Source organism: Streptomyces sp. 5-10, assembly GCF_014712245.1.
GTDB classification, from domain to species: domain Bacteria; phylum Actinomycetota; class Actinomycetes; order Streptomycetales; family Streptomycetaceae; genus Streptomyces; species Streptomyces violaceusniger.
In genome coordinates this window covers 1-22,950 of record NZ_JACVYG010000065.1, presented here as the reverse complement: position 1 = coordinate 22,950, position 22,950 = coordinate 1, and the positions used below count along the sequence as shown (strand labels likewise).

The 22,950-nt window shown below is 71.7% G+C and carries 16 protein-coding genes and 2 pseudogenes; 11 read left to right on the top strand and 7 right to left on the bottom strand.

The window, feature by feature from the left end; translation table 11 throughout:
* Positions 1–1,305 precede the first annotated feature (1,305 nt).
* The 6 genes and pseudogenes from pulA to IEJ02_RS41710 form a co-directional block, all read right to left on the bottom strand.
* Positions 1,306–3,846, bottom strand: a pseudogene (gene pulA / locus IEJ02_RS41735) (pullulanase-type alpha-1,6-glucosidase); the annotation flags it as partial.
* Between the two features lie 168 nt (positions 3,847–4,014).
* On the bottom strand, positions 4,015–5,403 hold the full coding sequence (locus IEJ02_RS41730; RefSeq protein WP_191069550.1) for an alpha-amylase: 1,389 nt from the start codon (positions 5,401–5,403) through the stop codon (positions 4,015–4,017).
* Positions 5,404–5,830: 427 nt separating this feature from the next.
* Positions 5,831–6,868 carry a LacI family DNA-binding transcriptional regulator gene (locus tag IEJ02_RS41725; protein WP_191069549.1) on the bottom strand — a complete coding sequence of 346 codons (1,038 nt, stop codon included), beginning with the start codon at positions 6,866–6,868 and terminating at the stop codon, positions 5,831–5,833.
* 194 nt (positions 6,869–7,062) lie between these two features.
* The gene (locus tag IEJ02_RS41720) at positions 7,063–7,893 is read right to left on the bottom strand and encodes a sugar ABC transporter permease (protein WP_191069548.1); all 831 of its coding nucleotides are present in this window, start codon (positions 7,891–7,893) and stop codon (positions 7,063–7,065) included.
* A 2-nt stretch (positions 7,894–7,895) separates the two neighbouring features.
* Positions 7,896–8,918, bottom strand: a complete 1,023-nt coding sequence (locus tag IEJ02_RS41715) for a carbohydrate ABC transporter permease (RefSeq protein WP_191069547.1) — start codon at positions 8,916–8,918, stop codon at positions 7,896–7,898.
* An 11-nt stretch (positions 8,919–8,929) separates the two neighbouring features.
* On the bottom strand, positions 8,930–10,207 hold the full coding sequence (locus IEJ02_RS41710) for an extracellular solute-binding protein (protein ID WP_191069546.1): 1,278 nt from the start codon (positions 10,205–10,207) through the stop codon (positions 8,930–8,932).
* Between the two features lie 274 nt (positions 10,208–10,481).
* On the opposite strand from IEJ02_RS41710, the gene IEJ02_RS41705 reads away from it, so the two are divergent.
* The 8 genes and pseudogenes from IEJ02_RS41705 to IEJ02_RS41670 form a co-directional block, all read left to right on the top strand.
* Positions 10,482–12,152 (top strand): glycoside hydrolase family 13 protein, encoded by a 1,671-nt coding sequence (locus IEJ02_RS41705; protein ID WP_191069545.1) that lies wholly within the window; start codon positions 10,482–10,484, stop codon positions 12,150–12,152.
* Positions 12,153–12,177: 25 nt separating this feature from the next.
* The gene (locus tag IEJ02_RS41700) at positions 12,178–13,233 is read left to right on the top strand and encodes a LacI family DNA-binding transcriptional regulator (RefSeq protein WP_191069544.1); all 1,056 of its coding nucleotides are present in this window, start codon (positions 12,178–12,180) and stop codon (positions 13,231–13,233) included.
* A gap of 413 nt (positions 13,234–13,646) precedes the next feature.
* Positions 13,647–14,495: a phosphatase PAP2 family protein gene (locus IEJ02_RS41695; RefSeq protein WP_191069543.1), complete on the top strand. Its 849-nt coding sequence runs from the start codon at positions 13,647–13,649 to the stop codon at positions 14,493–14,495.
* 140 nt (positions 14,496–14,635) lie between these two features.
* On the top strand, positions 14,636–15,532 hold the full coding sequence (locus IEJ02_RS41690; protein WP_275559585.1) for an HAD family hydrolase: 897 nt from the start codon (positions 14,636–14,638) through the stop codon (positions 15,530–15,532).
* 85 nt (positions 15,533–15,617) lie between these two features.
* On the top strand, positions 15,618–16,778 hold the full coding sequence (locus tag IEJ02_RS41685; RefSeq protein WP_191069542.1) for a threonine synthase: 1,161 nt from the start codon (positions 15,618–15,620) through the stop codon (positions 16,776–16,778).
* Positions 16,775–17,434 (top strand): helix-turn-helix transcriptional regulator, encoded by a 660-nt coding sequence (locus tag IEJ02_RS41680; protein WP_137977646.1) that lies wholly within the window; start codon positions 16,775–16,777, stop codon positions 17,432–17,434. The genes IEJ02_RS41685 and IEJ02_RS41680 overlap by 4 nt, the downstream gene beginning before the upstream one ends.
* 19 nt (positions 17,435–17,453) lie before the next feature.
* Positions 17,454–18,380 (top strand): aminoglycoside phosphotransferase family protein, encoded by a 927-nt coding sequence (locus IEJ02_RS41675; protein ID WP_191069541.1) that lies wholly within the window; start codon positions 17,454–17,456, stop codon positions 18,378–18,380.
* Positions 18,381–18,492: 112 nt separating this feature from the next.
* Positions 18,493–18,609 (top strand): annotated as a pseudogene (locus IEJ02_RS41670) (N-acyl homoserine lactonase family protein); the annotation flags it as partial.
* 22 nt (positions 18,610–18,631) lie between these two features.
* Here IEJ02_RS41670 and IEJ02_RS41665 read toward each other — a convergent pair.
* Positions 18,632–19,177 carry a DinB family protein gene (locus IEJ02_RS41665; protein WP_191069540.1) on the bottom strand — a complete coding sequence of 182 codons (546 nt, stop codon included), beginning with the start codon at positions 19,175–19,177 and terminating at the stop codon, positions 18,632–18,634.
* Positions 19,178–20,138: 961 nt separating this feature from the next.
* Between IEJ02_RS41665 and IEJ02_RS41660 the strand changes: the two genes are divergently transcribed.
* The 3 genes from IEJ02_RS41660 (at position 20,139) to IEJ02_RS41650 (ending at position 22,891) form a co-directional block, all read left to right on the top strand.
* Positions 20,139–20,522 (top strand): hypothetical protein, encoded by a 384-nt coding sequence (locus tag IEJ02_RS41660; protein WP_191069539.1) that lies wholly within the window; start codon positions 20,139–20,141, stop codon positions 20,520–20,522.
* 63 nt (positions 20,523–20,585) lie between these two features.
* The gene (locus tag IEJ02_RS41655; RefSeq protein WP_191069538.1) at positions 20,586–21,689 is read left to right on the top strand and encodes a hypothetical protein; all 1,104 of its coding nucleotides are present in this window, start codon (positions 20,586–20,588) and stop codon (positions 21,687–21,689) included.
* Positions 21,686–22,891 (top strand): hypothetical protein, encoded by a 1,206-nt coding sequence (locus IEJ02_RS41650; protein WP_191069537.1) that lies wholly within the window; start codon positions 21,686–21,688, stop codon positions 22,889–22,891. Before IEJ02_RS41655 ends, IEJ02_RS41650 begins: the two co-directional genes overlap by 4 nt.
* Positions 22,892–22,950 lie beyond the last annotated feature (59 nt).

Here is a 22,950-nt window from a genome sequence, read left to right as displayed (position 1 = left end):
CTGACCCGAGCCGGGGCGACGGGGCCGGGGGCTTTCCCCTCCCCGCCCCTTCCCGTAACCAGGGGCTCCGCCCCTGGACCCCGGGGCCTGAANCCGGGGGCTTTCCCCTCCCCGCCCCTTCCCGTAACCAGGGGCTCCGCCCCTGGACCCCGGGGCCTGAAGCGGAGCCCCGGTCGATGGTCTGGGGCAGAGCCCCGATCCGGGACCTGGAGCAGAACCCCAACCCGGGGCCTGGGACGGAGCCCCAATCCGGGGCCTGGAGCGGAGCTCCGATCCGGGGCCTGGGACGGAGCCCCAATCCGGGGGCTGGGGCGGAGCCCCGGTCGATGGTCTGGGGCAGAGCCCCGATCCGGGACCTGGAGCAGAACCCCAACCCGGGGCCTGGGACGGAGCCCCAATCCGGGGCCTGGAGCGGAGCTCCGATCCGGGGCCTGGGACGGAGCCCCAATCCGGGGGCTGGGGCGGAGCCCCGGTCGATGGTCTGGGGCAGAGCCCCGATCCGGGACCTGGAGCAGAACCCCAACCCGGGGCCTGGGACGGAGCCCCAATCCGGGGCCTGGAGCGGAGCTCCGATCCGGGGCCTGGGACGGAGCCCCAATCCGGGGGCTGGGGCGGAGCCCCGGTCGATGGTCTGGGGCAGAGCCCCGATCCGGGACCTGGAGCAGAACCCCAACCCGGGGCCTGGGACGGAGCCCCAATCCGGGGCCTGGAGCGGAGCTCCGATCCGGGGCCTGGGACGGAGCCCCAACCCGGGGGCTGGGGCGGAGCCCCGGTCGATGGTCTGGGGCAGAGCCCCGATCCGGGACCTGGAGCGGAGCCCCAACCCGAGGCCTGGAGCAGAACCCCAAACCGGGGCCTGGAGCGGAGCTCCGATCCGGGGCCTGGAGCGGAGCCCCAACCCGAGGCCTGGAGCAGAACCCCAAACCGGGGCCTGGAGCGGAGCTCCGATCCGGGGCCTGGAGCGGAGCCCCAACCCGAGGCCTGGAGCAGAACCCCAAACCGGGGCCTGGAGCGGAGCTCCGATCCGGGGCCTGGAGCGGAGCCCCAACCCGAGGCCTGGAGCAGAACCCCAAACCGGGGGCTGGGGCAGAACCCCAAACCGGGGCCTGGGGCAGAGCCCCAACCCGGGGCCTGGGGCAGAACCCCAAACCGGGGCCTGGAGCGGAGCCCCGGTCGATGGTCTGAGGCGGAGCCCCAACCCGGGGGCTGGGGCGGAGTCCCAGGTTCGGGAAGGGGCGGGGAGGGGAGCAGCACGCCGCAGGAGCCGCGATCCGCTGGACGTGCCCCGACCTGCCGTCGATCTGTTCAGCGCCCGACGGCCCCGGACGCCGTGAAGACGGCGACCGTGCGGCCGGGCACCGTGAAGGTGCCGGTCGCGCGCTCGTAGCCGGACGTCCGCACCGTGGCGTCGGCGCCGTGCGCCTGGACCGGGTGGAGGGCGTACGGCGTCCCGGCCAGGGCGGGGACGGTTTGCGACTGCCGGGACGGGGTCGCGTTGAAGACCACGACGAGCCGGCCGAGCCGCATGGTGATGACGCCCGGCGTCTCCCCGGTCCCGGACAGCGGGAAGGACAGCACCTGCCGCACCCCCTCCACCGTGGTCTGGCTGAACACCTTCTCGGTGGTGCGGATCCGCAGCAGATCCCGGTAGGCCGCCGAGGCGCCCGTGATCTCGGAGCAGCCGGGGCGTACCGCCGGATCGGTCAACAGGGGTTTGGCGTACGGCCACTTGGACTCGTTGTCCGCCGCCGGGGGCAGCCCCCGGCCGAAGCCGTTGCCGGACGCGCAATCCCAATGGATGGCGTTGAACCAGTCCCCGCTGTCGAAGGAGTTGCGGTCCAGCGACTTCGAGCGCAACAGATCGGTGCCCGCCTGGCTGAGCGCCGGGCCCTGGGAGAGCGTGGCGGTGGCCAGGGCCACCACCTGCGCCCTGGCCCGGTCGGCGGCCGAGGTGGTGGCGGGAAGCTTGTAGGCGAGCGCGTCGTAGAGGGTCTCGTTGTCATGGGCGTCGGCATAGGCGAGCGCGTCGCCGGGGGCGGCGGCGTAACCGGCCGGGGAGCCGTTGTAGTCGACCTCGGAGCCCTTGACCCGGCGTCCGCCGGTGTCGGTGAAGGTGTAGTCGGCGAGGTTGCCGGAGAGCCCGACCTTGATCAGGTCCTGGGCGTGCAGCAGCCGGGCCCGCTGCTCGTCCCGGTCGCCGTTGGCCGGTGAGCCGTTGGGGTCGGTGAAGAGCCCGGAGGCGAAGCCCTGGACGCGGGGGTCCTCGTCGAACGGCCCGCCGCCGCGCACCGCGTCCCGCGCCCGGTCGCTGAAGGTGGCGATCCCGGTGCCGGCCATGTTGCGCTGGGTGGCCTGGACGAAGCGGGCGTCGTCGGCCGCCTCGCCGAAGTTCCAGCCCTCGCCGTAGAGGATGATCGACTTGCCGTCCACCCCGTCCTTGGCGGGGGTCAGGGCGTCGAGGGCCTTGCGCACGGCCAGGATGTTGGCCTTGGGGTGGTGGCCCATGAGGTCGAAGCGGAAGCCGTCGACCTTGTACTCACGGGCCCAGGTGACGATCGAGTCCACCACCAGCTTGCCCATCATCGCGTGCTCGGGCGCCGTGCCGGGGCAGCAGGTGGAGGTGGCCACGGTGCCGTCGTCCAGCAGCCGCTGGTAGTAGCCGGGCACGATGCGGTCGAGCACCGACTTGTCGTCCTGCCCGGCGGCCACGGTGTGGTTGTAGACCACGTCCATGACCGTGCGCAGCCCGGCGTGGGCCAGCCCCTGCACCATCCGCCGGAACTCGCGGGTGCGGGCCGGGCCGTCCGGGTCGCTCGCGTAAGACCCCTCCGGCACGGTGTAGTGCAGCGGGTCGTAGCCCCAGTTGTAGCCGTCCCTGTCGGCGGTCCCGGCCACGCACTTCTGCTGCTGGTCGGAGTCGGCGGGCAGGGCGGCCAGATCGCAGCCGGGCCGGGCCTGGTCGGACCGCCGCTCCGGGACGGTGCCGAAGTCGAACGCGGGGAGGAGGTGGACGTACGAGGTGCCGGACCTGGCCAGCCGCGTGAGGTGCCGCATCCCGTCCGAGCCGCGGTCGGTGAAGGCGAGGTACTGGCCGGGGTGGGCGCTGGTGCGGTCCGCGATGGAGAAGTCGCGGATCTGCAGCTCCTGGATGCGGGCGTCGCGCAGCGGAACGGCCTTGGGCTTCTTCAGCGACGCCCAGCCGGCGGGGGCGAGCCGGGGATCGGCCAGATCGGTGACCAGGCTGCGGGCGGAGTCGGCGGTCAGGGCGGTGGAGTAGGGGTCGGTGACCTCGTTGGTGACGGTCTTGCCGACGCTCGGCGCCCAGACCCGGACCCGGTAGCGGTAGGGCTTGTCCCGCCAGTCGGGGCTCCCGGTCACGCTCCACACCCCGCTGCCGGGGTCCCGCCGCATGGCGACGGTGCGCCCGTCGAGGTCGAGCGACACGTTGTGGGCGGTCGGCGCCCAGACGGAGAGGGTGGGGCGGCCGCCGTGGAAGACCGGGCCGAGGCGGGCCCGGCGCGCCCGGTCCGCGTAGAGGTCGTCCAGCACGCCGGGGATCTGCACCCCGGTGCGGTGCAGCACGTGGTCGCGGTCGTCGGCCGCGCGCTGGACGGCGGTGAGCGGGCCGCGCAGCGCCGTCGCGGCCTTGTCGCGGTCGCGCGGGTCGAGCCGATAGGCGGGCCGGTCGGCCAGATGGGGGTAGGCGGCCTTCTGGGCGTCGGTCAGGGAGGCGGGGGCCAGCCGCAGGGTGCCGCCGTCCGCGGAGCGCAACTCCTCGGCGGTCGCGGCGGTGTGCTCGACCTTCCAGACGACGGTGGCGCGGTCGATCCACTGCGCCTCGGCGGTGGCGGCCCGAGTCTCGGTGGCCGCGGCCCGGGCGGTCTGCGAAACGGCGGGCACGGCCGCCGCGCCCAGTGCCAGGGTGGCGAGCGCGGCGGCGGTGCGGAAGAGGGTGGCTCTCGGGGGTTTCACGGGGCTGGTGGCTCCTTGAAGGGGTCAGGGGCGGAGTGGGGGTCAGCCGCAGCTACGCGCGCCCGTGTGCAGGGCCACCGCCGTGTTCGCCCCCAGCGTGGCCGTGAACTGGCCCGAGGAGTCGACCGTGACGGACTTGCCGCTCTGGACGTCGCAGTAGCCACCCGCCGGGAGCGAGGTCTGGAAGGTCCGGGTGAGCGAGCCGCTCTCGTGGTTGATGGCCACGTACGCCTTGTCGCCGCGGCCGAACGCGATGGCGTTGTTGCCGTTGTCCCACCAGTTGGTCACCGAGTTGCCCCGGGCCGTGTTGCGGAAGGCGACCATGCTCATGATCTCGGGCCATTTGTGCTGGCACTTCCAGCCGTCCTGGTAGCAGGCGCCCACCGCGCCGCCGTTCGGCGGGCCCGCGTCGTTGTCGCTGAACTCGTAGCCGGAGTGGACGTCCGGGGAGCCGTAGGGCCAGGCCAGCATGAAGACGTTGGCCAGGGTGTAGTCGGCGCCGTCTCTGTAGGTGAGGGTGGAGCCGTTGCGCTCGGTGTCCCAGTTGTCGACGAAGACACCGGACTGGCCGCCGGCCATATAGCCCCAGCCCTCGCCGAAGTTCTTCAGGTACGCGAGCTTCTCGCTCTGGAACACCCGCTTGAGGTCCCGGCCGTAGCGGAACTCCTGCACATCGCCGTTGCGCAGATACTCCGTCGGGGAGACCGCCTCGCCCGCACCGTAGATGACCTCCTGCTTCCAGTAGACGCCCGGGTTGCTCAACTGGCTCTTGATGGCCGCCAGATCGTCCGCCGGGATGTGCTTGGCGCCGTCGACGCGGAAGCCGTCCACGCCGAGCGAGAGCAGGTCGTTGAGGTACTGCGCGAGCCGGGTCCGGACGTACGGCTCGCCGGTGTCCAGGTCGGCGAGGCCCACCAGCTCGCAGTGCTGCACGTTCCAGCGGTCCTGGTAGTTGCTGATCTGCGCGGTGCAGTCGTCCATGTCCGGGGACTGGTAGATCCCGGGGTAGGTGTACTTGGTGTACGAGGAGCCACCGGTGCCGGTGCCGGACCCGGCGGACATGTGGTTGATGACGGCGTCGGCCACGACCTTGACGCCCGCCGCATGGCAGGTGTCGATCATGTTCTTGAAGGCGGTGCGGTCGCCGAGCCGTCCGGCGATCTTGTAGCTGACGGGCTGGTAGGAGGTCCACCACTGGCCGCCCTGGATGTGCTCGGTGGCCGGGGACACCTCGACATAGCCGTATCCGGCGGGGCCGAGGGTGCTGGTGCACTCCTTGGCGACGGAGTCGTACTTCCACTCGAAGAGTTCGGCGGTGACGTCCTTGGTGCCGGGCGGTGTCGCGCGTGCGGTCTGGGGCAGGGCGACGAGCGTCACCGCGCTCGCCGCGAGGGCGAGTGCGGTGGCGAGGGGGATGCGGCTGCTGGCCATCGTTCCTCCGTGGGGGGTGGAGTTCGGGGGTGCCGATTGAGCCTCGTACGGCAACGCGCCATGCCCGTAAGGCCAGTTGAAGGTTCTTGCTGCAAGACGTCAGTGGTGGGGTGGTGACGGGACCGTACTCGCGAGCTTTTGTTGTTGCAAGACCTTTCGCAAACGATTGCGGCGGTGTTACGTTCAACCGCGTTCTCCGGTCCGGCCGGCCGGGGCCCGGTCAACGGGCCCCACGCGCCCGGCCGGTCGGATCGGTTTCGATATGCGGCTCCGCCGCGTGGCAGGGGCTCCGCCCCTGGACCCCGGGGACAACGAGCCGAGTCGCCGCGGTCAGTTCGCCGGGCGGGAGCTGGGGCGGAGCCCCCGTTGAGGGGAGGGGCGGGGAGGGGAACAGCCCGCCGCAGGCGTAACGGGGCGTCGGATGCTCCTAGCGGAGCCTCGCCGTCGAGCCACGGACCACCAAGTCCGGCTGGAAGACGAACTCCGTGTGCTGGACCGGGTTCCCGGCCATCTCCTCCAGCAGCGCCCCCACCGCCGCCGTCGCCATCGACTGCACCGGCTGGCGGACCGTGGTCAGCGGGGGATCGGTGAAGGCGATCAGCGGGGAGTCGTCGAAGCCGACCACCGACACATCGTGCGGCACCCGCAGCCCGCGCCGCGCCGCCTCCCGGATCGCCCCGAGCGCCATCAGGTCGCTGCCGCACACGATGCCCGTACAGCCCTGGTCCAGCAGCGTGGCCGCCGCCACCTGCCCGCCCTCGACGCTGAAGAGCGTATGCCGCACCAACTCCCGTGCCTCGTCCGCCGGTCGGCCCAGCAGTTCCAGCAGCTCCGCGCTCGCCGCGAGGAACCCCTCGACCTTGCGCAGCGCGGGGACGTAGCGGGCGGGCCCCACCGCGAGGCCGATGCGGTGGTGGCCGAGCGCGGCGAGGTGGCGGACGGCCATCCGCGCCGCCGCCCGGTCGTCGGGCGAGACGAACGTGGCCTGGATGTGCTCGTTGTAGCCGTTGATCAGCACGAACGGCACCTTGCGCCCGGCCAGCCGGGCATAGCGGGCGGGGTCGGCCGTGGTGTCGGCGTGCAGTCCGGACATGAAGACGATGCCCGCCACATCGCGCTCCTCCAACTGCTCCACCAGCTCGTCCTCGGTGGCGCCGCCGGGCATCTGGGTGCACAGGATGGGGGTGTAGCCATGACCGGCCAGCACCTGCTCGATGATCTGGGCGAAGGCGGGGAAGACCGGGTTGGTCAGCTCCGGGATCACCAGGCCGACCAGCCCGGCGCTGCGCCGCCGCAGCCGCACCGGCCGTTCGTAGCCGAGGACGTCGAGGGCGGCGAGCACCCGCTGCCGGGTGGCGGCCGCCACGCCCGCCTTGCCGTTGAGCACCCGGCTGACGGTGGCCTCGCTGACCTTGGCCTGCGCGGCGATATCGGCGAGCCGCGGCGGCGCACCCGGCGGGCCCACCGCGGATGAGCCTGCAGCGGATGGGCCCACCGCAGATGGGCCTGCCGCGGATGGCTCCACCGTAGATGGCCCTGCCGCGGGTAGGCCCGCCCCCGCTGGGCCCACCACAGATGGGCCCACCCCCCGTGCGCTCGCCCCCCGCGCGCTCGCCGCCAACGGATCCGCCGCCGACGGCCCCGTCGCCAACGGACCCGTCACGACTTGGTCGCCCCGGCCGTGAGCCCCGCCACCAGATGGCGCTGGGCCCAGGAGAACACCAGCGCCGCCGGGATGGCGATCATGACGGCCGCGGCCGTCATGGAGCCCCAGTCGGAGGTGTACTGGTTGACGAAGGTCTGGAGCCCCGCCGCGAGCGTGAGGTTCTCCTCCCCCGTCATGAAGGCGGAGGCGTAGGCCACCTCGGCCCACGCGGTGACGAAGGTGTAGAACGCGGTCACCGCGAGTCCCGGCTTGGCCAGCGGGACGACCAGCCGCCAGAAGGTCCCGAAGGGGTTGAGCCCGTCGACCCGGCCCGATTCGTCGATCTCCACCGGGATGGTGTCGAAGAAGCCCTTCATCATCCAGGCGCAGAACGGCACCGCCACCGTGAGGTAGGTGACGATGAGCGAGATCGGCTGGTTGAGCCAGCCCAGCGTCGACATGATGTTGTACAGCGGCACGATGAGGATGGCCACCGGGAACATCTGGGTGATCAGCAGCAGCCACATCAGCGGGCGCATCCCGGGGAACCGGAAGCGGCTGACGGCGTAGCCGGTGGTGGCGGCGACGAAGACGCCGAGGAGCGTGGTGATGACCACGATGAACAGCGAGTTGCCGAACCAGGTCAGGAACTCGGTGTCGCCGAGGACGTGTTGGTAGTTCCGCAGCGTCGGGTCCTTCACCACATCGGTGCTGAACGCCTCGCTCTTGGGCTTGAACGAGGTCACCACCAGCCACAGCGGCGGGAAGACCGCGACCGCCGAGGCGATGACGAGCGTGGTGTGCAGCCCGACGGAGGCGAGCGGGCCGCGTCGTTGGTCGCGCATGGCTACCAGACCTCTCCCTGCTTGCGGAGCGAACGGCGGTAGACCACCGCGAAGAGCATGAGGACGAGCAGGATCAGCACACCCCAGGCCGAGGCGCCGGCGAAGTCGCGCGGGCTGTTGACGAAGGAGAGCCGGTAGGCGTACGTCACCAGGATCTCGGTGGAGTCGCCGGGTCCGCCGCGGGTCAGCAGGAAGATCACCGGGAACATGTTGAACGTCCAGATGGTCGACAGCAGGATCACGGTGGAGCTGACCGAGCGCAGCCCGGGCAGGGTGATGTGGCGGAACCGCCGCCAGGGGCTCGCCCCGTCCATCTCGGCGGCCTCGTACAGCTCACCGGGGATGGACTGCAACCCGCCGAGCAGCGCGACCAGCATGAACGGCACCCCGAGCCAGATGTTCACGGCGATCACCGAGACCTTGGCCATGGTGGGGTCGTTCAGCCAGGGCACCGCGTCGATCCCGCCGCCGTGCAGCACCTTGTTGAGGATGCCGTTCTTCTCGTTGTAGAGCAGCCGCCAGGCGAAGACGGAGACGAAGGCGGGGACGGCCCAGGGCAGGATCAGCAGCGACCGGTAGAGGGTGCGCCCGGCGAACCGCCGGTTGAGCAGCACGGCCAGGCCCAGGCCGATCGCGAAGGTGAGCGCCACACAGCTGACGGTCCAGGTGACGGTCCAGCTCAGCCGGTCCCAGAAGACCTGGTCCTTGAGGATGGCCTGGAAGTTGTCGAGGCCGACCGTCTGGTAGGTGGCGGGGATGTGGTTGATCCCGATGGTGCGCTCGACATTGGCCTCGTTGGCGTCGGTCAGCGACAGATAGACGCCGCGGACCAGCGGATAGCCGATGATCAGCCCGATGACGAGCACGACGGGCGCGACCATGGCCCAGGCGTACCAGTGGCGGGCGAGCGCGTTGCGGATCCGGCTCGGCGGTGGAGTGCCGGCCTTGCGAACCCGGCCGCCCCGGCCGCGGGCGCCCTTCGCGCCCGCGGCCGGGTCCATCGCCGGGCTGGTGTCGACAGCCATCGTCGCCGGCCCTACTTCCAGTCGCCCTTGAGGAGCTTGCGGTACGCGTCACCGACCGACTTGGCGGCCTTCTCGGGCGAGGTCTTGCCGGTGAGGACGCCCGGGAACTGCACCAGGATCGCCTGGAAGAGGCTGTTGCCCTCGGGGATCCAGGGGCGCTCGACGGCCTTGTCGACGGCGGCCTTGAAGAACTTCACATTGGGGTTCGCCGCGACCGTCTTGTTGGCGTAGACGGAGGTGCGGGTGGGCAGCAATGAGAGCTTCTCGGTGGTCTTGGCCTGCACCTCGGCCGAGCTCATGTACCGCGCGAAGGCGTAGGAGGCGTCCAGGTTCTTCGACCCGGCGTAGACGGTGAGGTTCTGGCCGCCCTGCGGGGCGCCCTGGCCCTTGCTGCCGGCCGGGACCGGGACCACCCCGAGGTTGGACTTGTCCTTGAACGCCTTGCCCGCCAGGGTGTCCTCGATCGCCCACGGCCCGTTGATCGTCATCGCGACGTCGCCGTTCTTGATGGCGTTCTGCATGTTGTCCCAGCCGTCGGTGGCGTCGGTCTCCGCCGCCTTGGAGGTGACCAGGTCGCGGGCGGCCGCGAACGCCTTGATGCCGGGCTCGTCGTCGACGGTGACCTTCTTGGCGCCGGTGTCGAGGAGGTCGCCGCCCTCGCCGTAGATGAAGGGCAGGTACCAGTAGGCGTCGTCGCCGCGCAGATAGAGGCCGGTCTTGCCGGTCTTCTCCTTGATCTTCTTGGCGGCGGCCTTGAGCTCGGTCCAGTCCTTGGGCGGCTGGACCCCGGCCTCCTTCAGCATCTTCTTGTTGTAGAAGAGGCCGAGGGTGTCGATGACCTGCGGTACGGCGTAGGTCTTGCCCTTGAACTTGGCCCCGGCGAGCGCCTTGGGCAGATAGTCGGACTGGTCGGCGAGGGCGGGGGTGCCGTCCAGTGGGGCGAGATAGCCGATGTTGGCGAGGTCCTGGGTCCAGGCCACCTCGGTGCGCAGCACATCGGGCGCGCCGGAGCCGCCGGAGCCCGCGGCGTTCTTGAACTTGGCCAGCGCCTCGCCGAAGGGCACATTGACGTAGTTGACCTTGACGTCGGGGTGCTTCTTCTCGAAGCCCAGGGCGAGCTCCTTGTACGTGCCCTTCTCCGCGTCGTTCGACGTGTCCCAGTACGTCACGGTGCCGGAGAGATGGCCGCCGGACTTCTTGTCGCCGCTGCCGCCGTCGTCACCGCCGCACGCCGTCGCCGCGAGCGCCATGGCCGCGACGAGTGCGGTGGCCGCTATGCCACGTCGCATCTGAACTCCTCCAAAGCCGGCCGCTCCCTCGCGGCCCCGGGTTGCGGAGGAACGTAACAGGGCCGCAAGCCCGCCGAAAGACCTTGCGGCAAATTTCTGCAAGGCACTCGGCATCGTTACGTCCGCGTGTCCCCGCGGTAGCCGCTCCGCTCCCGTTCCAGCGCTTGACATACGCTCACAACACGACCGGAGTACCCCCGAAGGGCACCAGCGCAGCACCAGCGCGCTCTGCAAGCTCTTCCGCAAGGCATTGCAGAGCTGTTACGTTCGCGCCATGACCCAGGAGCTCACGACCTCCCTTGCCACCGAGCCGGCGCGCCCGTCCGAAGGCCACGGATGGTGGCGCGACGCCGTCATCTACCAGGTGTACGTACGGTCCTTCGCCGACAGCGACGGCGACGGGATCGGCGATCTGCGCGGGGCGCGGGAGCGGCTGCCGCACCTCGCCGGGCTGGGTGTGGACGCCGTCTGGCTGACCCCCTTCTACGCCTCCCCGCAGGCCGACGGCGGCTACGACGTGGCGGACTACCGCGCCGTCGACCCGCTCTTCGGCACCCTCGGCGACGCCGACGACCTGGTGCGCACCGCCCATGAGCTGGGGCTGAAGGTGATCGTGGACGTCGTCCCGAACCACAGCTCGGACCAGCACCCGTGGTTCCGCGAGGCGCTGGCCGACCGGCCCGGCGGCGCGGCCCGCGCCCGCTACCACTTCCGCCCCGGCCGCGGCGCCCACGGCGAACTGCCGCCGAACGACTGGGAGTCGGTCTTCGGCGGCCCCGCCTGGACCCGCACCACCGACCCGGACGGCACCCCCGGCGAGTGGTATCTGCACCTGTTCGCCCCCCAGCAGCCCGACCTCAACTGGGACTCCCCCGAGGTCCACGCGGAGTTCGACTCGGTGCTGCGCTTCTGGCTGGATCTGGGCGTGGACGGCTTCCGTATCGATGTCGCCCACGGCATGGTCAAGGCCGCCGGGCTGCCCGACATCGGCCACACCGAACAGGCCAAGCTGATCGGCTCCCAGGTGCTGCCGTTCTTCGACCAGGACGGGGTGCACGAGATCCACCGCTCCTGGCGGCGGCTGCTGGACTCCTACCCCGGTGACCGGATCGGCGTCGCCGAGGCCTGGGCGCCCACCTCCGAACGGCTGGCCCTCTACGTACGCCCCGACGAGCTGCACCAGGCGTTCAACTTCCAGTTCCTGAAGTGCCCGTGGGACGCGGCCGCGATGCGCGAGGTGATCGACGAGTCGCTGGCCGCCACCGGCTCCGTCGGCGCCCCCACCACCTGGGTGCTCTCCAACCACGACGTGGTCCGGCACACCACCCGCTACGCCGACGGAGCCGGTGGCGGCCCGGAGCGGGGGCTCGCCCGCGCCCGCGCCGCGGCCCTGCTCATCCTGGCGCTGCCCGGCTCGGCCTATCTCTACCAGGGCGAGGAGCTGGGCCTGCCCGAGGTGACCGAGCTGCCGGACGAGCTGCGCCAGGACCCGGCCTTCTTCCGCGCCTCCCCCGACGGGCAGGAGGGCCAGGACGGTCAGGACGGCTTCCGCGACGGCTGCCGGGTGCCCCTGCCCTGGACCCGCTCCGGCGACTCCTACGGCTTCGGCCCCGGCGGCAGCTGGCTGCCCCAGCCGGAGGACTGGGCCGAGCTGTCCGTCGAGGCGCAGACCGGCGACCCCGGCTCCACGCTGGAGCTGTACCGGGACGCGCTGGCGCTGCGCCGGGAGCTGCCGGGGCTCGGGGATGGCTCGATGAGCTGGCTGGACGCCCCGGCGGGGGTGCTCGCGCTGTCCCGGCCGGGCCTGGTCTGCACGCTCAACACGCTCGGGGAGGAGGTCGAACTGCCCGTCCCGGGGCGTGCGCTGCTGTCGTCGGCGCCGCTGACGTACCAGGCCGGAACCGTGTGCATTCCGCCTGATTCGTGCGCGTGGTGGGCAATCTGACACGCGACCGGTACAGTCCCACTCCATGACCGCACGGCTTGCTGACATCGCAGCCCAGGCGGGGGTCAGCGAAGCCACCGTCAGCCGCGTCCTCAATGGCAGGCCGGGGGTGGCGGCGGCCACCCGCGAATCCGTCCTCGCCGCCCTGGACGTCCTCGGCTATGAGCGGCCGGTGCGGCTGCGGCAGCGCAGCGCCGGACTGGTGGGACTGATCACGCCCGAGCTGGAGAACCCGATCTTCCCCGCCCTCGCCCAGGTCATCGGGCAGGCGCTCACCCGGCAGGGCTACACCCCGGTACTGGCCACCCAGACCCCCGGCGGCTCGACGGAGGACGAGCTGACCGAGATGCTGGTGGACCGGGGGGTGGCCGGGATCATCTTCGTCTCGGGGCTGCACGCGGACACCTCGGCCGATATGCAGCGCTATGACCAGCTGCGCGGCCAGGGTGTGCCGTTCGTGCTGGTGGACGGCTTCTCGCCGAAGGTGCGGGCGCCGTTCATCTCCCCGGACGACCGGGCGGCGATGGGGCTGGCGGTCACCCATCTGGTCTCGCTCGGGCACACCCGGATCGGTCTCGCGCTCGGGCCGAAGCGGTTCGTTCCCGTACTGCGCAAGATCGAAGGCTTCCAGCAGGCGATGCGGGACCGGCTGGGGCTCTCCCCGGCCGAGTCCGAGGAGCTGATCCAGCATTCGCTGTACACCCTGGAGGGCGGCCAGGCGGCGGCGACCGCGCTGATCGAGCGTGGCTGTACGGCGGTGGTGTGCGCGAGCGACATGATGGCGCTCGGTGCCATCCGGGCGGCCCGGCAGAGGGGCCTTGCGGTCCCTCAGGACGTCTCGGTGGTCGGCTTCGACGACTCCCCGCTGATCGCCTTCACCGATCCGCCGCTGACCACGATCCGCAAACCGGTGCAGTCGATGGGGCAGGCGGCGGTGCGGGCGCTGCTGGAGGAGATCGGCGGCACTCCGGCCCCGCCCAGCGAGTTCGTCTTCCTGCCGGAGCTGGTGGTGCGGGGTTCTACGGCGTCGGCGCATGGGGTGGAGGCGCGGGGGCGGCGGGCGGCCGGGGGTGCGGCCTAGGGGTGTCCGGCGGGGGTTGACGCCTGCGGCGGGCTGTTCCCCTCCCCGCCCCTTCCCGACACCTGACGACATGCGGCTCCGCCGCGTGGGGGGCTCCGCCCCAGACCCCCGGGGCCCAGGGGCGAAGCCCCACCTTCCAGCCCCTCCGGCGCTTGAGAACCCGGACCTGGGACGAAGCCCCACCTTCCAGCCCCTCCGGCGTTTGAGGAGCGGGGTCTGGGGCGGAGCCCCAGTTGTGGGAAGGGGCGGGTAGGGGAAAGCCCCCGTCCGGGGTCCTCGTCCAGCGGCCTGGCGCCCAGTGGACGTATGGGGCATACGCCCCTTGGAGGACCCCCCGGACCAGGACATAGGCAACGAAGACCCGATGTCACGGACGATCTGCGGGTGGACGTCGTCTGGCAGACTGTTGCCCTATGGGTGGAGCGACGATCAGGACCACGGCAGGCCGAACAGCCACCCCGGCACCCATCGCGGACACCGACGCGGAGCGGGCGCCGGGCCTCACCCTGATGGACCGGTTGCGTACCCCCAGAAGGCCCCGGCTCTGGTTCGAGATCGTCCTCATCGCCGTCAGTTACTGGACGTATTCGCTGATCCGCAACGCCGTCCCGGAGCAGCGGCCGGAGGCGCTGCGCAACGCGAACTGGATCTGGGGGTGGGAGCACCGGCTCGGATTGGCCTTCGAACGGGGCGTCAACCATGCGATCGACTCGGTCAGCTGGCTGATCGTGGGCATGAACTACTACTACGCCACGCTCCACTTCATCGTGACGCTCGGCGTGCTGGTGTGGCTCTACCACTGGCATCCGGGCCGTTACGCCGCCACCCGGCTGGCGCTCTTCGCGACCACGGGCGTGGCCCTGCTTGGCTACTACTTCTTCCCGCTGGCCCCGCCCCGGCTGATGCGCGGCGGCCACTTCATCGACACCGTGGTGGTGCACAACACCTGGGGCTCGATGGCCTCGGGGAACCTCGCCGATATGTCGAACCAGTACGCGGCGATGCCCTCGATGCACATCGGCTGGTCGCTGTGGTGCGGTCTGACCATCGCGACGCTGGCCCGCCCGGTGTGGGTGAAGGTGCTGGGGCTGCTCTACCCCTCGGCCACCCTGCTGGTGATCGTCGCCACCGCCAACCACTTCTGGATGGACGCGGTCGGCGGGGTCGTCTGCCTCTCCTTCGGCTTCGCGCTGTCGTGCGCGTGGTACGGCACGCTGCCGTACCGGCTGCCGAAGCAGGTGGCCGTGATCTGCACGGTTTGATCGTCCCCGGCGGAGCCGCCATTCTCTTTCCGCAAGGTCGACATGAGTTCACATGTCGACATGGTTCAGGGGCTCCCTGTGTCGCGCTGATCGACGCGGAATGAGCACGATGAGCGTGACGAAAGGGACCACCGGCCACCGTGCACACCGCCGACGCCGCTGCCGCTGCCGCTTCTTCCGTATCCGCCTACGAGTCCCCGGGCGCGCTGCTCCCCCGGCCCCGTACCGCCGGGCGGCCCCGCTTCCCGCTGGTGGCCACCGACCTCGACGGCACCCTGCTGCGCGGGGATCTCACGGTCTCGCCGCGCAACCGTGAGGCGCTGGCCCTGGTCCGGGCCGCCGGGGCGCGGCATCTGGTGGTCACCGGGCGCCCGGCCGCGTCCTGCCGGGAGTTCCTGGTGGCGATCGGCTACCGGGGGCTCGCGGTGTGTGGACAGGGCGCGCAGCTGTACGACGCCTCCGCGGACCGGCTGCTGGTCTCGGCGTCGCTGGACCGGGAGCTGGCCCGGTCGGTGGTGGAGCGCACCGAGGAGGCGCTGGGCGCCGGGCCGCTGGAGCTCGCCGTGGTGACCGCGGCGCCCGAGAACCGCTTCGTCGTCACCGCCCGCTTCACCGACCGGATGCGCCCGGAGTGGGGGCTGGCCGAGCGGGAGGAGCTGTGGGCGGCGCCGATCGAGAAGGTGCTGATGCGCCACCGTACGGTGGCGGACGGGCTGGTGGCGGCGGCCGCGGAGCGGGTGGGCGCGGGCGAGGTGGCGGTGACCCACTCCGAGAAGGGCATGGTCGAGGTGCTTCCGGCCGGGACGGACAAGTCGGTGGGGCTCCAACTGGCCGCCGACCGCATGGGGTTCACCCCCGCCGAGACGATCGCGTTCGGCGACATGCCCAATGACATCCCGCTGCTGGGCTGGGCGGGGCACGGGGTCGCGATGGGCAACGCCCACCCGGATCTGAAGGCGGTGGCCGACGAGGTGGCGCCGGCCAACGAGGACGACGGGGTCGCGGTGGTGCTGGAACGGCTGTTCGCCCACCCTTGAGCGGCTGCCGCACCGCACTCGCGGTGGGCTCGAGCAGCCGCTTACTCCCTTGACGGGATATACACAACTAAACAAAATATCCAAGGTGCGAGCTGAACCACGATCCGAACCCCACTACGTCGACGAGCGCTCCGGCGCCACATACCCGATCGACGACCCTCGCTGGTGCGGCGATGACGGGGCTCCCCTCACCGTCTCCGCACTGCCCGGCATCACCCGCGAGCAGGTGGACACCGGGGCCCGGTCACTGTGGCGCTACCGAGCGGCCCTCCCGGTGCGCATCGACGCCCCGGTGTCGCTGGGTGAAGGGTGCACCCCGCTGGTCGAGAAGAGCTGGGGGGAGGATCGGATTCTCTTCAAGCTGGAGTGGTTCAGCCCCACCGGCAGCTTCAAGGACCGCGGCACCAGCGTGATGATCTCGCTTCTCGCCCAGCGGGGCGTACGGGAGGTCATCGAGGACAGCTCCGGCAACGGCGGGGCCTCCGTCTCGGCGTACTGCGCCGCCGCCGGCGTCCGGGCCCGGATCCTGGCCCCCGCCACCACCTCCCCCGCGAAGGTCCTCCAGAGCCGGGCCTACGGCGCCGAGGTCCAGCTGGTGCCGGGCGACCGGGGCGCCACGGCGGCGGAGGCGCTGCGTCAGTCGGCCCATACGTACTACGCCAGCCACAACTGGCACCCCTTCTTCCTCCAGGGCACCAAGACCCTGGCGTACGAGCTGTGGGAGGACCTGGGCTTCACCGCACCGGACGCCGTGGTGACCGTGGCGGGCGCGGGCAGCACCGTGCTCGGCTGCGACCTCGGCTTCTCCGAGCTGCTCGCCGCGGGCCAGATCGCCCACCGCCCCCGGCTGCTGGTGGCCCAGCCCGCCCACTGCGCCCCGCTGCACGCCGCGTTCCGCGCGGGCGCCGAGGCCCCGGTGCCGTTCGAACACGCCCCGACCATCGCCGAGGGCACGGCCATCCGCGAGCCCGTCCGCTTCCCCGAGGTGCTGCGCGCCATCCGCCGCTCGGACGGCGACATGGCGGCCATCCCGGAGGACGCGATCGCCGCGGCGGTCCGCCGGCTGGCCGCGATGGGGCTCTACGCGGAGCCGACCAGCGCGACGGCGGCCGCGGCGATCGAGGTCTTCCGCGCCCGGGGCGCGATCCGCCCCGGTGAGACCACGGTGGTGCTGCTGACCGGCTCGGGCCTGAAGGCGACGCCGACGATGACGGAGCTCTTCGCGCCGGAGGGCGATGAGCGATGACCGAGGAGAGGCGTCAGGAGACCACGGGAGCGCCCGAGGACGAGCTGCTGCTCCGCGAGGCCGAGAAGATCGTGGTCGGCCTCGGCCGGATGTTCCCCGGGCTGTGCGAGGTGGTCCTCCACGATCTGCGCAACCCCGACCAGTCCATCCGCGCCATCGAGAGCAATCTCTCCGGCCGCGAGGTGGGCCAGCCCGCCACCGAGCTGGGCCTGGCCCGGATGCGGGACCCCGGCTTCCCCGACATCGTCCAGAACTACGCCAACCGCTTCCCGGACGGCCGCCCGGCGAAGAGCACCTCGATCGGCATCAAGAACAGCGCGGGCCAGTACGTCGCCGCCATCTGCCTCAACCTGGACGTCTCCCTCTTCGCGAGCGCCGCCCGCAGCCTCAACAACCTCGTCCGGACCGATGAGCAGGAGCAGCCGCTCACCGAAACCCTCCGCGCCCGCACCGCCGCGGAGCTGCGCACCGTCATCGAGGAATTCGCCGCCGCCCGCGGCCAGACCCCGCGCAGCCTGGGCACCCCCGCCAAGAAGGAACTCGTCCGCACCCTCAAGACCAGCGGCTTCCTCCAGGTGAAGCACTCCGTCCAGGTGGTCACCGAACTCCTGGGCGTCTCCCGCGCCACGGTCTACAACTACCTGCGCTCACCCTGACCCCGGGAGCTCTTCCCCGATGAACCCGCCGATCCGCCCTATCGACGTCCCCGAAGCCTTCGCCGCGTCGTTCGGCGAGCACGACGCCGCCGGACGCGCCTGGCTCGCCGCGCTGCCCCGGCTGGCCGCGGACTTCCTCGACCGCTGGGACCTGCGCCCGGCCGGACCCGCCGCCCATGGCATGGCCTCGCTCGTCCTCCCGGTGGCCAGCGCGGACGGAACCCCCGCGGTCCTCAAGCTCCAGCAGGTCAGGGAGGAGACCGAGGGCGCCCCGCTGGGCCTGCGGACCTGGAACGGCGACGGCGTGGTGCTCCTGCTCGACCACGACCCGGACACGGGCACCATGCTGCTGGAGCGCCTGGACGCCTCCCGTCCGCTCTCCTCGCTGCCCGACGACACCGCCGCGATGCGCGTCCTGGCCGACCTCCTGGCCCGCCTGACGACGGTGCCCGCCCCTGACGGTCTCCGCCATCTGTCCGACATCGCCGCCACCATGCTGGAGCGGACGCCCGACGCCGTACCGGCCCTGCGCGACCCGGCCGAACAGCGGCTGGTCCGCGTCTGCGCCTCCGCCGTGGCCGAACTCCTCGACGAACCGGGCGACCGACTGCTGCACTGGGATCTCCACTACGACAACATCCTCGCCGGTGAGCGCGAGCCCTGGCTGGCCATCGACCCCGAACCGCTCACCGGCGACCCCGGCTTCGAGCTCCTGCCCGCGATGGACAACCGCTGGGACGAGGTCCTGGCCACCGGTGACCCCACCCGCGCGGTGCTCCGCCGCTTCGACCTGCTGACCGAGGCCCTCGATCTGGACCGGCGGCGCGCCACCGGCTGGACCCTCGGCCGCGTCCTGCAGAACGCCCTCTGGGACATCGAAGACGGCAAGACCACCCTGGAACCGGCCCAGGTCACCATCGCCACGGCCCTGCTGGCCCATCGTTAGCCGCTTGCCACTCTGCCCTCGGCAGACCCCGGTGCGGGCGGGCCTTGCACCGGGCGACCATGGCGGGAGGGCCAACGACATCTCCGTGCGCCGCCTCGACCTCGGCTACTTTGGCGTGACGCAGCCCCTTCCCCCGTACCGGCCCTGGCTGGACCGCCTTGCCGACTTCGACCCCCGCCGCGTCCTCTTCGCCCACGACTGCGCGGTCTGGGAGCCGTCGGACGGCTGAGGCTCTCGCCTCAACTTCCCGTTCACCCCATGGTCTTGGCGCCGTCCAGGGACTCGCGAATGATGTCGGCGTGCCCGGCGTGCTGCGCGGTCTCGGCGATGATGTGCAGCAGCACCTGACGGGCCGACCAGCGTGCGCCGGACTCGAACCACGGCGCCTCCGGCAGCGGCTGGGTCGCGTCCAGGTCGGGCAGGGCGGCGATCAGCTCGTCGGTCCGGCGGGCCACCGCCGCGTACGCGGCCAGTACGCCGGCCAGCGTCTCGCCGGGCAGCAGCCGGAACTCGTCAGCCCGCTTGGCGAAGTCGGCCTCGGTCATGGCGGTGAAGTCGGGCATGGCCGACGGGCCCTCCAGGATGAAGTCCCCCCAGCCCCGCTCCACCGCGGCGACGTGCTTGACCAGGCCGCCCAGGCACAGCGCGCTGACGGTGGTGCGCAGCCCGGCCTGCTCGTCGGTGAGATCGCGGGTGGTGAAGCGCAGGAAGTGCCGGTGCTTGTTCAGCGTCCGCAGCAGGTCGGCGCGCTCGCCGGTGAGGGTCGCCGACTCGCTCAGGCTCAGGGTCTCGGTCATGATCTCCGCCTTCGGTTGGTCCCGTGTTCCTCGGCCAAGAACGACAGTAGGAGCCACTGCGGACAGCTTCTGTCCTCAATTCCGGGAGAATTCGGAGACATGGCGAACACCAGCGCGTGGGCTTTTCGCCCAGGGCTGTGCGGTCTGGGAGCCGTCGGGCGACTGACGGTCTCGTCTCGCGCCTTCGGCGCCTTTGAGCATGGGGCCGGGGGTGCCGGGGTCGCGCTCTCGTCGCCGGGCGGCGGGCCGTGGGGGGCGGGGCGGGTGGCGGCTCCCGTGCTCAGGGGCTTGTGCCGATGCCGGACCGCCGGGGGTGGGGTACCCTCCCCGGAAAACCTTTGACAAATTAGTTGCTTCAGATCAAGCGTTTTTGAGAGGGGTACCCGGAGGGGCCGTCAGTCCGGCCGGGTCCCAACCCAGGACCGCAGGAGCCGCCACCGGGGCCCACCACCACCGGCCCGCCTGTCGGCGGCGAGGCCCGCGCCACCCGTCCCCCGCCCCCATGCTCAATGGCGCCGAAGGCGCGAGACGAAACCCGCACCGCGCCGACGGCCCCAGCACCGGAACGGACGGGCGCCCCGGGCGATCAGATGCTGTCCGGCAGCTGGTCGAAGTCCCCCCGCTTTACCCCCGCACGAACGCGCCCCACCGGGTCGGGTGGGTGGCGATGACCACCGCCGGGTCATCGCGCTCGCGACGCCGAGAGCGGCCGAGGGCTGCTCATCATCGGCAGCTCCGCCACCGACTGGGGCGTCTGCCACCACGGACCGGGGCCCGGGAAGGCGGTGTGGTTCCAGGTCAGCGGGGCCCGTTCATGAGGGGTCCAGTCGCTCAAGCGCCGACGTACACGAGAGAGCTCGGGGCTCGTCTCTCTCACTTCGGGGCTACGGGACCGGCGGGTGCCACCCGCAGAGCTACCGTGACGACACAACTCCCTGTCCCTCGGCACCTGGAGGATGGTGTGCGGTACAAAGGGCCGCTTCCGAAGCGGGTCACCGGCCGGGTCAATGCCTGGATGGTCGGGCTGCGCGCCTCGCCCCGGTGGGGGCGGTGGGTGCGTGGGCGGCTCACGGTCGTCACGTACACGGGGCGGCGGTCGGGGCGCGGCTTCAGTACGCCGGTCGCCTATCGGCGCGCCGCCGACGGCGTCACGATCGCGGTCGCCCTGCCCGAACGTAAGCAGTGGTGGCGCAACTTCACGGGTGAGGGGTGGCCGATATCGCTGGACCTGGACGGTGCCGAGCGGTCCGGGCACGCCGTCGCTCACGTGGACGGCAAGGGGCGCGTCACCATCAGCGTGCGGCTCGACCCGCGGCCCGAACGGCCGCCTACGGAATTGCCATGACCCCTTCACCTCGTGCGCGGAGCCGCTGAGTAGGATCGGCGGCCACACGGGGGAAGGTCATCAATGAAACAGTTGCTGGGCGGCGCGCGCCGCCGCGCCGTGTCGATCGGTGGCGCCGTCGCGGTGCTGGTGGCGGCCGGGGTCGGGACGTGGGCCACGGACACCTGGCCGTTCGACGGGAAAGACACCTACTGCTGGGGCGCGTGGAAAGAGGACAGCGGGCCGGACTTCCTGAGCGGCGACGCGCTGGACGAGGACAACGCCCGCCGTACGGCCAAGGAGACCGCGCCGACACCGGCGCGGCAGCGCGGGCGGTGCACCGTGGCGCTCCACTCCGAGCGCGTGAGCGGCGACGGCGAAAAGGTCGTGGAGGAGACCGAGATCACGGTCACCTACGGCCCGGCGCCCGAGGACGCCGCGGAGCGCATGGAGTGGATCGGCGGCTACCTCGGCGACCGGGCGATGCCACTGCCCGACGGGCTGCCGGGCGCCACCGACGGACGGCACGCGCTGCTGGTGCTGCCCAAGGGATGCGACGCCCGCGACGGGCGGCCGACCGCGGTGACGCTCGACTCGATGGCGCGGTCGGAATACGGCGACTCCACTCTGCCGGGCGACCCGGGGCTCGGCGGCTCCCAATCCGTGGCCCGGTTGCTCGTCGCGGTGGCCAACCGCGCGATGGAGAAGGCGGGTTGTGCCCCGGCCAAGCCGCTCGAGGTCGTCTCGCCGATGGCCACACTGCCCGAGGACGACGAGGACTTCTTCACCCGGGCCTGCCGGATCAGGGGCCTGGAGTTCGGCAAGGAGGCGGCCCACGACCTGGAGTACCAGGTCGGCGCGGTCACCCGGGACCTCCAGTCCTGTTCGGTGCGGACGCAACGCGGTGAGGGCCGGTACTTCGACGCTCTGATGGTGGCCCAGCCGCGGCTCTCCGCGCTGTTCGACGGGGCCACGGGCAGCAAGGCACCGGCGCGCGGCTGGCGCGGTACGGGGGTCTTCGCCGACGACTACAAGGTCGTACGGGCCGACTGCGCGGGGCGTCCGCTCACCGTGCTGATGCTCGCCCCCTCGCTGCGCGAGACGACTCCGTACTTCGCCGCCTTCGCCAACGCCGTGGCGCGACGCGTCGGTTGCGCGCCCGTCGCACCTGGGGGTTCCAGCCGATGAACGACTCCGAGAACAACGAAAGCAACGAGAACAACGGGGACAACGGGGACAGCACCTCCGTGCCGCTGCACGAGCGGCGCCGCCCCTGGTGGCACTGGCAGCGCGTGGCCCGCAGCCGGCCCCGGCTGGCCGTGATCATGGCCGTGGCCGGAGCCGTCGTGGGGGCGCTGCTCGGCGGCGCCGGGGTGGCCTGGCGGGCCGAGGCGGGTCCGTTCGCGGACGACCGGGCCTGCTGGGGGGCGTTCAGCCGGGACGATGTGGCGACGCTGTTCGACGGCAAATCCGGCGGCGAAGAGGACGTCAAGAGCTCCGAGCTGCCCATCACCAGCGATCGCATCGGCGCCAAGGGCTCGTCCGGCCAGTGTCTGCTGACCTCCGACGGATCGCGGATCACCGTCCAGGCGCATCAGCTGGACACCCGGTTCGGCGGCGCGGGCGACCAGTGGGCCGATGAGTTCCTGTCCGCGCGGCTCACCCCGCTGGGCGACGGGCTGCTGGGCATGGCCTCGGACACCCGGGCCTGGCTCGCGGTGCCCGACGGCTGCATCGGCCGGCCGAGCCGGCTGGGCGCCGCCGACGGCCCCACCGTGATCGACCTGGCGACCGGCTGGACGATTTACGACGACGAGGTCAACGCTGAGGCCCGGGATCGACTCGCCCGTGCCGTGGTCACCTTGGTCAACCACTACATGGCCGACAAGGGGTGCACGGGCACCATCGCCGACCCAACCCGCCGGATGCCGGAGCCGCCGCGGTTCCTGGACGAGAAGAAGGACGCCATGTGCGGCGTCAAGGGGTTGCCGCTCCCCCGCGACTACGCGCACGGCACGCTGGGCCGCACCCTGGTCACCCGGGGCGCGGGGCCGGTGCGCACCTGCGACCGCCGGGTGCTCTTCGACCATCCCGAACTGCGGCTGATGACGGTCGAGGATCCCCGGCTCGCGGTGCTCTACGAGCAGCTGTCCGGGGACGGCGCCAAGGAACGGGTCAAGGCCGGTGAGCAGGACGGACACGGGTTCGTCCGCGACGACATGGGGCTGTTCCAGGCCGAGTGCCAGACTGGCCCGGTCACCTTCCTGATCCGGGCGGACAGCGGCCGGCGCCCCGCCGACATCCGTAAGCTCCTGCCCCGCTATGTGGCCGCGGAGGCGGATCGCATCGGCTGCGGTCCCCTGCACATCACCCTGCCCGCGGACGGCTGACCTGGGCCGCGCACCGCGCGCGGTCAGCTCTCGTAGTCGTAGAAGAGGCGTTCCACCAC

Coding starts and splice junctions, on each gene's coding strand:
- IEJ02_RS41675 (WP_191069541.1), top strand. CDS start 17,454: ATGAACCCGCCGATCCGCCCTATCGACGTCCCCGAAGCCTTCGCCGCG.
- IEJ02_RS41720 (WP_191069548.1), bottom strand. CDS start 7,893: ATGCGCGACCAACGACGCGGCCCGCTCGCCTCCGTCGGGCTGCACACC.
- IEJ02_RS41665 (WP_191069540.1), bottom strand. CDS start 19,177: ATGACCGAGACCCTGAGCCTGAGCGAGTCGGCGACCCTCACCGGCGAG.
- IEJ02_RS41715 (WP_191069547.1), bottom strand. CDS start 8,918: ATGGCTGTCGACACCAGCCCGGCGATGGACCCGGCCGCGGGCGCGAAG.
- IEJ02_RS41710 (WP_191069546.1), bottom strand. CDS start 10,207: ATGCGACGTGGCATAGCGGCCACCGCACTCGTCGCGGCCATGGCGCTC.
- IEJ02_RS41680 (WP_137977646.1), top strand. CDS start 16,775: ATGACCGAGGAGAGGCGTCAGGAGACCACGGGAGCGCCCGAGGACGAG.
- IEJ02_RS41730 (WP_191069550.1), bottom strand. CDS start 5,403: ATGGCCAGCAGCCGCATCCCCCTCGCCACCGCACTCGCCCTCGCGGCG.
- IEJ02_RS41705 (WP_191069545.1), top strand. CDS start 10,482: ATGACCCAGGAGCTCACGACCTCCCTTGCCACCGAGCCGGCGCGCCCG.
- IEJ02_RS41650 (WP_191069537.1), top strand. CDS start 21,686: ATGAACGACTCCGAGAACAACGAAAGCAACGAGAACAACGGGGACAAC.
- IEJ02_RS41700 (WP_191069544.1), top strand. CDS start 12,178: ATGACCGCACGGCTTGCTGACATCGCAGCCCAGGCGGGGGTCAGCGAA.
- IEJ02_RS41695 (WP_191069543.1), top strand. CDS start 13,647: ATGGGTGGAGCGACGATCAGGACCACGGCAGGCCGAACAGCCACCCCG.
- IEJ02_RS41655 (WP_191069538.1), top strand. CDS start 20,586: ATGAAACAGTTGCTGGGCGGCGCGCGCCGCCGCGCCGTGTCGATCGGT.